This window comes from Mycobacterium sp. ACS4054, assembly GCF_001667275.1.
Lineage (GTDB): Bacteria > Actinomycetota > Actinomycetes > Mycobacteriales > Mycobacteriaceae > Mycobacterium.
In genome coordinates, this window is sequence record NZ_LZHV01000012.1 from 18,274 (window position 1) to 31,268 (window position 12,995).

The following is a 12,995-nucleotide window of genomic DNA, read 5'->3' on the forward strand; positions in this document are numbered from 1 at the left end:
AGTAGGACAGGGGCCCAAAAAACAGAGCTGACTCGAATCTTAACCGCCGATCATGGCGACGTCAGGGCTGGTCCTACAAACTGTCGTAAATGGGTCGGCGGGGCGGCGTGTCGGTTCGGCGCGCCGGGGGCACCGGCGGCGGGTGTTAGCGTCTGACGCGTGCTTTTCGGCGTGACCCGACCCGCGTACCTGCGCGCGGCCGCCGCGCTTGCGGCCGCCGTCGCCGTCGCGTGCAGCGGTTGCGGATCCGGCAAACCGGGCGGCAAGGCGTCCACCCCCTCGCTGGTCACCCCCACCACCCAGATCGCGGGCGCCGGCGTGCTCGGAAACGACCGCCGCCCGGACGAATCGTGCGCCCGGGACGCCGCAGCGCCCGATCCTGGGCCGAAGACGCGACAGGCCCGCAACGCGGCCGGCGTGAATCCCGACGTGGTGCAGGTGCCCGCCGAGCCGCAGCGCATCGTGGTGCTGTCCGGCGACCAGCTCGACACGCTGTGCGCGCTGGGCCTGCAGTCGCGGGTGGTCGGCGCGGCGCTGCCGGACGGTTCCTCAAGCCAGCCCGCCTACCTGGGCACCGCGGTGCGCGGCGTCGCGGGCGTCGGGACCCGCAGCAACCCCGACCTGGCCGGGATCGCGGCGGCCCACCCCGACCTGATCCTCGGTTCGCAGGGTCTGACGCCGAAGCTGTATCCGCAGCTGGCCGCGATCGCCCCGACGGTGTTCACCGCGGCGCCGGGCGCGGCGTGGGAAGACAACGTGCGGGGCGTGGGCGCCGCGACGGCGCGCGGCGGCGCGGCCGACGCCCTGCTCACGGGTTTTTCGCAGCGGGCCGGCGACGTCGGCGCCCGGCACGACGCCTCCCATTTCCAAGCCTCCATCGTGCAGCTGACCACCGACACGGTCCGGATCTACGGCACCAACAACTTCCCGGCCAGCGTGCTCGGCGCCGTCGGGGTGGACCGGCCGGCAGCCCAACGGTTCACCGACAAGCCGTACATCGAGATCGGCGCCAGCGACGCCGACCTGGCCAAGAACCCGGACTTCTCCGCCGCCGACGCCGACGTCGTCTACGTGTCGTGCGCGTCACCGGCGGCCGCCCAGCGCGCCGCGACCCTGCTGGACAGCAACCCGTGGCGCAAGCTGTCGGCCAACCACGACAATCGCGTCTACATCGTCAACGACGAGATCTGGCAAACCGGCGAGGGCCTGATCGCGGCCCGCGGCATCGTCGACGACCTGCGACTGGTCAACGCGCCCATCAATTAGCGCGCCGCGAGCGGGTACCCGCCCTCCTGATGTGATCCCTAGCGCCCCCGGTGGCCCGGGAACATTACCTTAGCTAAACTTTTTACGACGGAACCATTTCGAAGAGGGATATTCATGAGCACTGTTTCGGCCTACGCCGCGACCTCGGCAACCGAACCATTGACCAAGACCACCATCGAGCGCCGCGAACCCGGCCCGCACGACGTGGCCATCGACATCAAGTTCGCCGGCATCTGCCACTCCGACATCCACACGGCCAAGGGCGAGTGGGGCGTGCCGAACTACCCGGTGGTCGTGGGCCACGAGATCGCCGGCGTGGTGAGCGCGGTGGGCTCCGAGGTCACCAAGTACCAGGTCGGCGACCACGTCGGCGTCGGTTGCATGGTGAACTCCTGCGGTCACTGCAGCAGCTGCAAGAACGGCCTCGAGCAGTACTGCAAGAACGGCGCGACCTTCACCTACAACTCCACCGACAAGGACGGCACGCCGACGCAGGGCGGCTACAGCCAGGCGATCGTCGTCGACGAGAACTTCGTCCTACGCATCCCCGACTCGCTGCCCCTGGACAAGGCAGCGCCGCTGCTGTGCGCCGGGATCACGCTGTTCTCGCCGCTGCGGCACTGGAAGGCCGGCGAGGGCACCCGGTTGGCGATCATCGGCCTCGGCGGCCTGGGCCACATGGGCGTCAAGCTCGGCGCGGCGATGGGCGCCGAGGTGACGGTGCTGTCGCAGTCGCTGAAGAAGATGGAAGACGGGCTGCGGCTGGGCGCCAAGCACTACTACGCCACCGCCGACCCCGACACCTTCAAGAAGTTGCGCGGCAGCTTCGACCTGATGCTCAACACCGTCTCGGCGAACCTGAAGCTGAACGACTACCTCAGCCTGCTCGACGTCGACGGCACCCTCGTCGAGCTGGGCATCCCCGAGCACCCCATGGAGGTGGGGGCGTTCGCGCTGGCGCTGGCCCGGCGCAGCCTCTCCGGGTCGAACATCGGTGGGATCGCCGAAACCCAGGAGATGCTGGACTTCTGCGCCGAGCACGACGTGACGCCCGAAATCGAGCTGATCGACCCGGATTACATCAACGAGGCGTACGAGCGCGTCCTGGCGAGCGACGTGCGCTACCGCTTCGTCATCGACATCTCGAAGCTATGACGCGACCTCCGAGGCCTCTTCGGCCTCGGAGCCGCGGGCCGCGGTCTCGGCGGCCTCGGCGAATTCGTCGTCGGGAACGACCTCGCTGACGTCGATGCCGGCCAGGGGCCATCCGGCCGCGGCCAGCGTGGCGGCCACCCGGATGATGTTTTCCTTGCCGGCGTCGAATTGCGTCATGTCCGAGATGAATTCGGCGATCTCGTCGCGCTCGATCGGGTGATCGATCGTCTCCGGGGAGCCTTCCTTCGCGGTGATGCCGCGCACCACCTCGCGGATCTGGTCTTCGGTCAGCGGCGTGCTGCGCAGCAGGGCCATCAGCGGCACGCGGTCCGGGCCGGGGACGCCGTCCGGGTAGCCGACCTGCAGCCACCGAATGACGGAACGAGCGAAGTGGTGGCGGTGGTCCGAGGATGCGGTTTTCGTCACCAGGACAGTGTCAGGGCACGGGCAGCACCGGCGCTACCGGCCCGTCGCTCCGTCCGCACAATTCATACGCCGTTCACTGGCCGAACATGTCGGCCCCGGGCGCGGCGCCGGCCGGTGTTGTCGGCGCCGGTCCTTACCATCGAGGCGTGCTCATGGCGCTCGTCGTCCTCCCCCTGGCGGGTGCGCTGGTCGTCGGCGTCCTCGAGCACAGCTTCGGAATGGGATTCGCGACGTTCTACCTGCTGCTGCTGGTCGAGGCGCTGTTCGGCTGGGCGACGCGGCGTCGGTGGCCGCGTGGGGGTCGCGCCGACGCCACCCTGCGGGCGGTGGACGCCATGGACGGGGTCGAGTTCGAGGGCTACGTGGCCGCCCGCCTGCGCCGGGCCGGCTGGCGGGTCACGTTCACCCCGGCGGTCGGCGACTACGGCGTCGACCTGATCGCCGAGAAGGACGGCCACTCGGTGGCGGTTCAATGCAAGCGCTATGGCAAAGCCGTCGGCGTCGCGGCCGTCCAGCAGGTGGTCTCCGGAGCCCGCCATCACGGATGCGCCCGCAGCGTCGTGGTGAGCAATCGCGAATTCACCAGGGCCGCAAAGCAACTGGCGCACACCCACGGTTGCCAATTGATCGGCCGCAAGGTCCTACGGGCCTGGGTGCCGCCGCCCGCCGGGAGCGCCAAGGATCCCGCGGGAAGAAAACCGGCGCAGCCGGTGTCTGAATAGAGGATCGGGCCGGCCCCAGTCCCTCCCCCCCGACGTGTGTGGCCGGCCCGATTCCCTGAGCTAGGGGCCTAGAAGTCCCAGTCCTCGTCCTCGGTGACGACGGCCTTGCCGATCACGTAGCTGGACCCCGAACCGGAGAAGAAGTCGTGGTTCTCGTCGGCGTTGGGCGACAGCGCGGACAGGATCGCCGGGTTGACGTCGGTCTCGTCGCGGGGGAACAGCGCCTCGTAGCCGAGGTTCATCAGCGCCTTATTGGCGTTGTAGCGCAGGAACTTCTTGACGTCCTCGGTCAGCCCGACCTGGTCGTAGAGGTCCTGGGTGTACTCCACCTCGTTGTCGTAGAGCTCGAACAGCAGCTCGTAGGTGTAGTCCTTGAGCTCCGTGCGCTTGTCCTCGTCGACCAGCGCCAGCCCACGCTGGTACTTGTAGCCGATGTAGTAGCCGTGCACGGCCTCGTCGCGGATGATCAGCCGGATCATGTCGGCGGTGTTGGTCAGCTTGGCCCGGCTCGACCAGTACATCGGCAGGTAGAAGCCCGAATAGAACAGGAAGCTCTCCAGCAGCGTCGAGGCCACCTTGCGCTTGAGCGGCTCGTCGCCCTTGTAGTACTGCATGACGATCTCGGCCTTGCGCTGCAAGTTCGGGTTCTCCTCCGACCAGCGGAACGCGTCGTCGATCTCGGCCGTCGAGCACAGGGTGGAGAAGATGTTGCTGTAGCTGCGCGCGTGCACCGACTCCATGAACGCGATGTTGGTGTAGACGGCTTCCTCGTGCGGGGTCAGCGCGTCCGGGATCAGGCTGACCGCGCCGACCGTGCCCTGAATGGTGTCCAGCAGCGTCAGCCCGGTGAACACCCGCATGGTCAGCTGCTTCTCACCCGGGGTCAGCGTCGCCCACGACGGCAGGTCGTTGGACACCGGCACCTTCTCGGGCAGCCAGAAGTTCCCGGTCAGCCGGTCCCAGACCTCGGCGTCCTTCTCGTCCTGCAGCCGGTTCCAGTTGATCGCCGAAACGCGGTCAATCAGCTTCATGTTTTCGGTCACCAGAACCCCACTTCACCACACGTTTTGCCTGCAGTCGATTAGAGCTCAAACACTACCCCTGGGGTACGACAAGGGGGCGGAACACAAGACGTTGTGTTTGCGTGTCGTGGTCGCTTCCGTCAGTCCAACCCCGCGTCGCGCAGCGTGCGGGTCAGCCCGTCCTCCAGGGCGCTCAGCGCCATGTCGGTGAGGCGGCTCAGTTCATCGATGTCTTCCCCACCCTTGCCCATCCACGCTTCCAGCGCGACGAACACCGCCGTGGCCAGGCTGTGCGCCGCGATGTCGGCGATCATGGCGCCGTCGGCGGTGGGTGCCGAGCGTGCGTGAATGAAGCGGGCGATCTCGTCGGCCACCTGATCGCGCATCCGCCGGATGTGCGTGCTGATGATGTCCTGGTCGAGGTCGCGCGACCGGATGGTCGCCGCCTCCCGGACCATCGCGAAATCAAATGGGAAGGCATCCACCGCTTTTCGCACCGATGCGGTGATCGGCTCGCCGTGGGGGCGCAACGCCAGCGCGCGGGCGAACCACTCGAAGCCGATGTCGTAGTCGGCGAAGATCACCGCGTGTTTCGACGGGAAGTGCCGATAGAAGGTGCGTTCGGTGACTCCGACGTCGGCGGCGATGTCCGCGACGCTCGTCTGGTGCACGCCGTCGGCGACGAAGCGCTTCATCGCCGCCTGTTGCAGCGCCTGACGGGTACGCCGGCTCCGAGACTCCATGCGATAAGCACACACCAAATGTCACCGTTGACGCAAATATGTCAGGTATGACATTGTGCGTTCAGCCCAACGTGAGGAGTCGCCATGGCCGACTACGACGCAATCATCATCGGAGCGGGCCACAACGGCCTGGTCGCGGCCAATGTGCTGGCAAAGGGCGGCGCCAAAGTCCTTGTCCTGGAACGGGCCAACTTCCTGGGCGGGATGGCCGCGACCCGCGAGCTGTTCGACGGCTACAAACACAGCGTGGGCGCCTGGGCGGTCCTGATCTGGCGCCAGGAGATGACCGAGCGCCTCGAGCTGACCAAATGGGGCTTCGAGCTGATGAACCAGTGGACGTCGACGTGCACGTTCGGCGATGCCGAAGACGCCCCCTTCGTGATGTACAACGACCTCGAGCGGATGACCCGCCACCTGCTGGACGACCACGGCGCCGAGACCGCGGCGGCCCTGGGCGGCCTGTTCGCCCACATCGGGCGGTTCGCACCGTATTTCGTCGACTCGGCGTTCGGGCCACCGCTCGACATCATCGAGGTGATCGCCACGCAGCCCACGCCCGAGGACCGGCATGACTTCGCCCAGATGTGGTACGGGAGCACGATGGACACGGTCCGCCGGTTCCTCGCGCCCGAGCAGGGCCGCTGCATCCAGGGGTCGCTGGCCGCGATGTCCATCGACGCCTTCGACGGCGGGCCCTGGACCCCCGGCTCCAACGCGTCGACGCTGTACCACTACCTGATCGGGGGCGGCAACGTCGAATACATCATGCCGCGTGGCGGCATCGGCTCGTTGAGCGCGGCGCTGTGCCGCCGCGCCGAATCGCTGGGCGCCGAGGTGCGCCTCAAGCACCATGTCAAGCACATCCTGGTCACCGACGGGCGGGCCACCGGAGTCGAATTGCGCGACGGCACAACGATCTCCGCCGACGCCGTGCTCTCCTCGCTCGACCCGTACACCACGTTCGTGAATCTGTCCGGCGCGCAACACTTCCCGCCCGACTACATCCGCAAGGTCAAGGAGATCAACTTCAACCTGGGATACATCCAGGCCCACCTGACGATCGACCAGGCCCCGCAATGGATCGAGCGGCTGCAGCCGTTCATGCATGACAACGGGCAGTGGTGCCCGACGGTCGCCTATGCGCCTTCGCCGGAGTACATCAGCGACGCGTGGGAGCAGTACCGCAAGGGGCAGCTGCCCGACGCCCCGCCCACCTACCTGTACATACCGAGCATGGTGGACTCGACGCTGGCACCCGAAGGCAAGCACAGCGCAACGATTTTCACGCCCTACTTCCCCACCGGCCTGGACGCCGACGAAAACCGAAGCTGGAAGGAGCAATACGCGGACACCTGCGTGGGGATATTCGACAAGTTCGCGCCCGGGTTCGCCGAATCGGTCACCAACCGCGTGGTGTTTTCCAACCGCTACTTCGGCAGCACGTTCAGCGCCCACGCCGGCGACTACTCACACGGGCTGTTGCAGCCCAATCAACTGTGGACCGGCCGCGTGGTCGAGGGCGCCGACAAGTTCGCCACCCCGGTGGACGGGCTCTTCCTGTGCGGTCAGTGCACGCACCCGGGCCCCGGCGTGACCGGCATCCCCGGATGGAACGGCGCCGAGGCGGCCCTCAAGCATCTGAACGCCCGCGTCGCCTAGGGCGTAGGCAAAGCCCGGATTTAGATGTACCATCTGGTACATGTTTACCGAAGACAGCATCGAGATCGACGCGCCGTCGCAGGTCGTATGGGATGTATTCAGCGACGTCGAGCGCTGGCCCGAGTGGACCGCGTCGGTCACCTCCCTCGTCGGACGGGACGGATCCGCCCTCGCCGTGGGCAGGCGCTTCGCGATCAAGCAACCCGGCCTGCAGAAGCTGATCTGGAAGGTCGCCGAGATCGAACCCGGCGCGTCCTGGACGTGGGCGACCCGCTCCCCCGGCGTGAATGTCATCGCTCGCCACTACGTCACCGCCCTGCCGGGCGGGCGCACGCTGGTGCGCCAGGAACTCGATCAGCGGGGCGTCCTCGGCGCGCTGGTCGGGCGGTTGACGATCAAGCGGACCAAGCGCTACCTCGCGATGGAGGCCCGCGGCCTCAAGGCGCGCTCTGAGCAGGTCAGCCGCGCCAATGGCTCGCACGCCTGATCTGGAGCGGCGTCGCGAACTACTGCACGCGCTGTTCGACGAGTTCGCCGCGAACGGCATCGGCGATCGGTCGCTGCGCGATGTCGCCGCCGCCGTCGGCACCAGCCACCGGATGCTGTTGCACCACTTCGGCTCTCGCGAAGACTTGCTGATCGCGATCGTCGAGGAGGCCGAGCGCCGCCAGATGGCGCTCGTGCCCGACCTGCCGCAGAGCCCGGCCGACGGCTTCGCCGCGATGTGGGCCGACCTTCGCCGACCCGAACTGCGCCAGCTGGAACGGCTCTTCTTCGAGTGCTACTCACGGGCGGCCCAGGGCGAAAAGCCCTTCACCCGAATGGTTCCCGGCGCCGTCGACGGCTGGCTGCGCGAGGTCGAGTCCGCCGCGGCCGGCGTTCGATACGACGGCGCGATGGCACGGCTCGGGCTGGCCGTCACCCGTGGACTGCTGCTGGACCTGGTGGCCACCGACGACGAGGCCGGCGTGGATGCGGCCGCGCAGGCGTTCATCACGCTTTTGGCAACACCGAGATGAGCGTGTCGATGAGTTCCTCGGCGTTGGTGTGCCACTTGTCTAAATCCATGTGGCCGGTCAGATCCAGGCCCGTCATGCCGTGCGCGCTGGTCAACAGCAGCGCCCCGTAGCGCCTGGCCTGCTGCGGGCCGGTGACGCGACCCACCATGTCGAGAAACAGGCCCTGAGTGCGCTCGGCGGCCCGGACCGCCTCGGTCAGGTCACCGCCGGGCGGCGTGAACATCAGCCGGTACAGGTGGGGCCGCTCGCGACCCATGGTGACCAGCGACAGCAAGGCCGAACGCAGGGCCTCCTCCGGCGAGTCGTCGCCGGCCGCCAAATCCCCCAGCACGTCGCCCAATTCGCTCAACGCATCGGTGGCCAGGACGGTGAGCAGCGATTCCTTGTCGGCGAAGTGGCGATACGCCGCGGAGCGCGAAACACCGGCCCGGGCCCCCACCTCCCGCAGCGTCACCGCCTCGACCCCGCCGAGGTCCAGCAGGGCGCCGGCGGCCTCGAGCAGCGAACGGCGGGTGGCCGCGGCGCTTTCCGCGCGTGTCGTCACCCGCCGAGCATAAGCCCGGGTTTGAGTTGACAATGTCAACTTGAAGGCCTAGCTTCAGTTGACAACGTCAACTCAAGCGCCGCACCCCGGACGGAGACCACCATGAATTCCTCCAATCGCATCGATCGCCGCGAGCTGGTCATCGTCACCGGCGCCTCCACGGGCATGGGTGCCGCGACCGCGAAGGAGTTGGCGCGCAGGGGTTTCCACGTCCTTGCCGGTGTCCGTCGCGACACCGACGCCGACGCCCTGCGCGCCGAAGGCATTGAACCGCTCATCCTCGACATCACGATGGAAACGGACGTGGCAGCGGCCGCCGCCCGCGTCGCGAATGATCCGCTGCGTCGCCCCCTTCGCGCGCTGGTCAACAACGCCGGCATCGCGATCAACGCTCCGGTGGAAACGTTGCCAATGGCGCAGTGGCGCAAGCAATTCGAGGTCAACCTGTTCGGACAGATCGCGATGACGCAGGCGCTGTTGCCGGCCCTGTTAGCCAGCAAAGGCACCGTGGTGAACATAAGCTCCGTGGGCGGCAAGGTCGTCTTGCCGACCTATGGCGCATACGCCGGTTCCAAGTTCGCTCTCGAGGCGGTCAGCGACGCCCTGCGCCGCGAGGTCGGCCATCTCGGCGTCAGGGTCGTCGTCGTCGAACCCGGCGCGGTGAAAACCGAAATGGCCGAGCGGGGAATCGCCACCGCGGAGGCACTGATGGCCGACATGACCCCTGTCCAGCTCGCGCGTTACGACGCGCTGGCGGCGGCCGTCACCGCCCAGGCCCGATCGTTCGGCGAGGACGGCGTCTCGGCCGAGCACGCCGCCAAGGTGATCGTGAAGGCCGCGACCGCATCTCGCCCCCGCACCCGCTACACCATCGGACGCGACGCCGCGATCCTGGTGCGCATCAGCCGGCTGGTCTCCGACCGGGTCTTGGATCTCATTGTGCGGGTGAACCTTCGGTCATTCGCCAAGGGCTCGCAGTCACGCGAACGGCGCGCCGCGTCAGCCGGCGCCTAGGCGCCGATCAGTCGATGGTGTAGACGATCAACACGTCGGTCTTGGCCCTGCGGGAGACTTCGGATGGGACTGATCCCAGCAGTCGCCCGGCGACGCTGCTGAGCCCGACGTTGCCGACCACGAGCAGGTCGGCCGCGATCTCCTCGGCTAGCTGCACCAGCGCATTGATGGGAGGACCGACGATCGGCTTCTCCTCCACGTCCGTGGCCCCGGCCTGGTGCGCCCGCTCCCTGGCGTTCTGCAGGATCGCGAAGAAAGGGGCCTCGCCCACCGTCCGGTAGTCCTGACCGTGGTCACTTCCCGGCGGGATTGCGTAGCGGCCCTTTTCCACGGGAACGGGGAGATGCGCGGTCGCAACGATCAATTTCGCGCCGTGATGCGCAGCGATCGCGGCGGCTCGGTCCACCGCACGCAGCGAGGAATCCGAGCCATCGGTGCCGACCACGACGATCTGATAGGCGCTCATTGCCCTCCCAGTGTAAGGCCCGGCAGGCCAGGTGATGCCTACCCGGCGGGGCTCAGATTCTTCTGATCGGTTGCCCCGAAGAACCGGTACTCCTCCGGCTTCACCCCGCGGGTGGCCCGCCAGTACTGCCACGTGTAGCCGCCCCACAGCACGGTGTTCCTGCCGTGCTCGTCGAGATACCAGCTGGCGCACCCGCCGGTGTTCCACACCGACTGCGAAAGCTTTTGTTGCAGTTCATCATTGAACCGGTCCTGAGCGGCACGGGTGGGCGCCAGCGCCTGCGCGCCCCTCTTGTCGCAGGTCTTGATCGCGTCGGCGACGTAGCGGATCTGCGATTCGATCATGAACACCACGGAGTTGTGCCCGAGGCCGGTGTTGGGTCCCAGCAGGAAGAACAGGTTGGGCACGTCGGCGACGGTGATGCCGCGGTGCGCGCCGATGCCCTCGCGGTTCCAGCGGTCGACCAGGTCCTCGCCGTGCCGACCCTTGACCTGGACGTAGGTGTAGGAGTCGGTGACATGGAAGCCGGTTGCGTAGACGATGACGTCCGCCTGGTGCTCGGCGCCGTCGGCGGTGACGATGCCGTCGCGCGTGATCCGGGTGATGCCGTCGGTGATCACTTGGGTCTTGGGGTCCGCGACCGCGCCGTAGTAGGTGGAGGAGTTCAGGATTCGCTTGCACCCGATGCGGTAATGCGGCGTCAGTTTGCGGCGCAGCTCGCGGTCCTTGACCGAACGGCGAATGTTGTATTTGCAGTAGGCCTCGATGAACTTCAGCGCGTTCGGCCGCTTGGTCATGCCGAAGGCCAGCGCCTCCTGGGCCCAGTAGATCCCCAGACGCGTCAGCGCGCGCAGCCCGGGTACGTTTTCCATGGCCCGCCGCAGGGCCGGCGGGATATCGGGGTTGGACCGCGGCACCACCCACGGCGGGGTGCGCTGGTAGAGCTGCAACTCGGCCACCTGCCCGACGATCTCGGGCACGATCTGGATCGCGCTGGCGCCGGTGCCGATGATCGCGACGCGCTTGCCGGTCAGGTCGACGCTGTGGTCCCATTCCGCGGAATGGAAAGCGGGACCGGCGAATTCGTGCCGACCCTCGATTTCGGGGAAGGACGGGATGTGCAGCGCGCCCGCGCCGGAGATGAGGAACTGGGCGACGTACTCGCGGCCGTCGGCGGTGAACACATGCCAACGGTTCTCGTCGTCGTCCCAGTGGGCGCGATCCACCAGGGAGTTGAACACGATGTAGCGGCGCAGACCGTACTTGTCGGTGACGCCCTTGAGGTAGTCCCAGATCTCAGGCTGGTAGGAGAACGGGTTCTTCCAGTCGGGCTTGGGCTCGAATGAGAACGAATACAGGTGCGACGGGATGTCGCAGGCGCAGCCGGGGTAGCTGTTGTCGCGCCAGGTCCCCCCGATGTCGCCGGCCTTCTCCAGGATGACGAAGTCTTGCCCACTGAAGCCCTGCTTTTGCAGGGCGATCGCCATGCCGAGGCCGGAGAAGCCGGTCCCGATGATGATGGCCCGCGTGTGGACGGGCTGGTGTGCGGTTGTCGGCTCGTCTTGTGTCACGACGTCGGTCACGGTGGATCGGTCTTCCTGTTGGTTCACGAAAAATACCCGGTACCCAGGGTATCGGATGCTGTCAACGCCTCAGCTCGCCGCCGGATTGCTGGGCACCACGCTATGTACCGGCTGGTCGGGGTCCATCGAGATGCCGAGCGCCTCGGCGGTGCCGACGATGACCCCCACCATGATCGTCGTCAGGTGGGCGACGAACTGGTCGCGCGGCATGCGCCGGGCGCTTTGCGGGTCGGGGCCCAGCCACCATTCGGTGGCCGAGGCGGCCGAGCCGAAGGCCGCGTGCGCGGCCAGCTCGAACGCCGCGTGGTCGAGCTCCATTTCGCGCAGCTCGTCGTCGAACAGGTCGGCCATCGCCAACGTGATCCCCCGGCCCTCGTTGAGGATCTGCGGGCTGGCCGCCGAGCGGCCCTGGATGAACACTCGCAGCACGTTGGGGTGCTGGTCGACCAGGCCCACGTATTCCTCGACGCTGCGCCGGATCACCTCGCGCGCCGAGTCGGTCTTGAGGTTCACCGACGGGAAGATCGCCGTCCAGAGCATGTCGCGCAGGCGTTCGCCGATGGCCTGGAACAAGTCGGACTTGTCGTGGAAATGCCGGTAGATCTTCGGCTTGGCGGTGCCGGCCTCCTCGGCGATCTCCCGCACGCTCAGGTCCGGGCCCAGCCGGTCGATGGCGCGGAACGCCGCGTCCACGATTTCGCCGCGCACCTTCTTGCGGTGTTCGCGCCAACGCTCGCTGCGCGCGTCGACCTTGACCCCCGGCGGCTTCACGCTGGGGTGCGGCGGTCGCGGAATTTTCACCACATCAAGCACCATACCGCGTAGGACCCGCTGACCTGGGCAGACTCCGCCTCACCAGCGCAGCATCGGAAACGGCCGGCGTGGGTGAGAGGCCGCGTAGCCGAGCAGGCCGCGTGCCAGGAAGGCGTGGAATCCCAGGTACGGCAGTTCGGTCACCACGCCGTTGACGAGGGATCGGGGCAGGGGCCCGCGCAGGAGTCCACGACTGACGTCGACGCGGTCGGCGATGCGAAACGTTTCGATCATCGGGTCGGCAACGGCGCGCAGCTTGTGGTGACAGGTGATCATCGTGCGCGCGTCGCCGACTTCGGCGATGCCGAACTCGCCGGCCAGGCTCGACGCGAGGTCGGCCGAGGGCTCCAGGTAATCGAAAGTGCCCGCCGTCCAGATGCCGAGGTCGTGCACCGCCCACGCGAGCGCGGCCCAGTCGGGCAACGGGGCACCATGCAGCGCTTGGTGATAGGTCAGTCCCCGATAGACGTGATTTCGGTAGACGGGAAGGTCAGCCCCCAGCGCGTCCTCGTAACGCCGCAGCGCGGCGTCGACGATCGGATGGGCGGTAACCGCGCTCACCG

15 protein-coding genes are annotated in these 12,995 nt (G+C 67.5%); 7 read left to right on the forward strand and 8 right to left on the reverse strand.

Annotated features, from left to right (window positions below; genetic code table 11):
- Positions 1-189: 189 nt before the first annotated feature.
- Positions 190-1,266 (forward strand): iron-siderophore ABC transporter substrate-binding protein, encoded by a 1,077-nt coding sequence (locus A5730_RS01325; protein WP_156745644.1) that lies wholly within the window; start codon positions 190-192, stop codon positions 1,264-1,266.
- Between the two features lie 114 nt (positions 1,267-1,380).
- On the forward strand, positions 1,381-2,421 hold the full coding sequence (locus tag A5730_RS01330; RefSeq protein WP_067894562.1) for an NAD(P)-dependent alcohol dehydrogenase: 1,041 nt from the start codon (positions 1,381-1,383) through the stop codon (positions 2,419-2,421).
- On the opposite strand, the gene A5730_RS01335 is transcribed toward A5730_RS01330, so the two are convergent.
- Positions 2,416-2,847, reverse strand: coding sequence for a DUF3349 domain-containing protein (locus A5730_RS01335; RefSeq protein WP_067894566.1), 432 nt, complete (start codon positions 2,845-2,847; stop codon positions 2,416-2,418). The genes A5730_RS01330 and A5730_RS01335 overlap by 6 nt on opposite strands.
- Before the next feature lie 152 nt (positions 2,848-2,999).
- On the opposite strand from A5730_RS01335, the gene A5730_RS01340 reads away from it, so the two are divergent.
- On the forward strand, positions 3,000-3,569 hold the full coding sequence (locus A5730_RS01340) for a restriction endonuclease (protein ID WP_082946670.1): 570 nt from the start codon (positions 3,000-3,002) through the stop codon (positions 3,567-3,569).
- A 68-nt stretch (positions 3,570-3,637) separates the two neighbouring features.
- Here the strand turns inward: A5730_RS01340 and nrdF are convergent, their stop codons facing one another.
- Entirely contained in the window at positions 3,638-4,612 is a 975-nt protein-coding gene (nrdF, locus tag A5730_RS01345) for a class 1b ribonucleoside-diphosphate reductase subunit beta (protein ID WP_197281278.1), read from the reverse strand.
- 119 nt (positions 4,613-4,731) lie between these two features.
- Positions 4,732-5,334 carry a TetR/AcrR family transcriptional regulator gene (locus tag A5730_RS01350; RefSeq protein WP_067894572.1) on the reverse strand — a complete coding sequence of 201 codons (603 nt, stop codon included), beginning with the start codon at positions 5,332-5,334 and terminating at the stop codon, positions 4,732-4,734.
- Between the two features lie 84 nt (positions 5,335-5,418).
- Here A5730_RS01350 and A5730_RS01355 point away from each other — a divergent pair, with 84 nt between their 5' ends.
- From A5730_RS01355 to A5730_RS01365, 3 genes are read left to right on the forward strand one after another with little or no spacing between them, the layout of a single operon-like run.
- On the forward strand, positions 5,419-6,993 hold the full coding sequence (locus tag A5730_RS01355) for an NAD(P)/FAD-dependent oxidoreductase (protein WP_067894574.1): 1,575 nt from the start codon (positions 5,419-5,421) through the stop codon (positions 6,991-6,993).
- A 40-nt stretch (positions 6,994-7,033) separates the two neighbouring features.
- Positions 7,034-7,480 (forward strand): SRPBCC family protein, encoded by a 447-nt coding sequence (locus tag A5730_RS01360; RefSeq protein ID WP_067894577.1) that lies wholly within the window; start codon positions 7,034-7,036, stop codon positions 7,478-7,480.
- The gene (locus A5730_RS01365; RefSeq protein WP_067894580.1) at positions 7,464-8,012 is read left to right on the forward strand and encodes a TetR/AcrR family transcriptional regulator; all 549 of its coding nucleotides are present in this window, start codon (positions 7,464-7,466) and stop codon (positions 8,010-8,012) included. The genes A5730_RS01360 and A5730_RS01365 overlap by 17 nt, the downstream gene beginning before the upstream one ends.
- Here the strand turns inward: A5730_RS01365 and A5730_RS01370 are convergent.
- Positions 7,987-8,556 carry a TetR/AcrR family transcriptional regulator gene (locus tag A5730_RS01370; protein ID WP_067894584.1) on the reverse strand — a complete coding sequence of 190 codons (570 nt, stop codon included), beginning with the start codon at positions 8,554-8,556 and terminating at the stop codon, positions 7,987-7,989. The two genes, A5730_RS01365 and A5730_RS01370, sit on opposite strands and share 26 nt — an antisense overlap.
- Positions 8,557-8,658: 102 nt before the next feature.
- On the opposite strand from A5730_RS01370, the gene A5730_RS01375 reads away from it, so the two are divergent.
- A complete protein-coding gene (locus A5730_RS01375) occupies positions 8,659-9,570 on the forward strand; it encodes an SDR family NAD(P)-dependent oxidoreductase (protein ID WP_067894587.1) in 912 nt (303 codons plus the stop codon).
- Positions 9,571-9,577: 7 nt separating this feature from the next.
- Here A5730_RS01375 and A5730_RS01380 read toward each other — a convergent pair whose 3' ends face one another.
- From A5730_RS01380 to A5730_RS01395, 4 genes are all read right to left on the reverse strand, one after another.
- Positions 9,578-10,036, reverse strand: coding sequence for a universal stress protein (locus A5730_RS01380; protein WP_067894588.1), 459 nt, complete (start codon positions 10,034-10,036; stop codon positions 9,578-9,580).
- Between the two features lie 38 nt (positions 10,037-10,074).
- Entirely contained in the window at positions 10,075-11,619 is a 1,545-nt protein-coding gene (locus tag A5730_RS01385) for an NAD(P)/FAD-dependent oxidoreductase (RefSeq protein WP_067894783.1), read from the reverse strand.
- Between the two features lie 69 nt (positions 11,620-11,688).
- Complete coding sequence (locus A5730_RS01390) at positions 11,689-12,423, reverse strand: TetR/AcrR family transcriptional regulator (RefSeq protein WP_156745642.1); 735 nt, start codon at positions 12,421-12,423, stop codon at positions 11,689-11,691.
- Between the two features lie 48 nt (positions 12,424-12,471).
- Complete coding sequence (locus A5730_RS01395) at positions 12,472-12,993, reverse strand: hypothetical protein (protein WP_067894591.1); 522 nt, start codon at positions 12,991-12,993, stop codon at positions 12,472-12,474.
- Between the last annotated feature and the right edge of the window lie 2 nt (positions 12,994-12,995).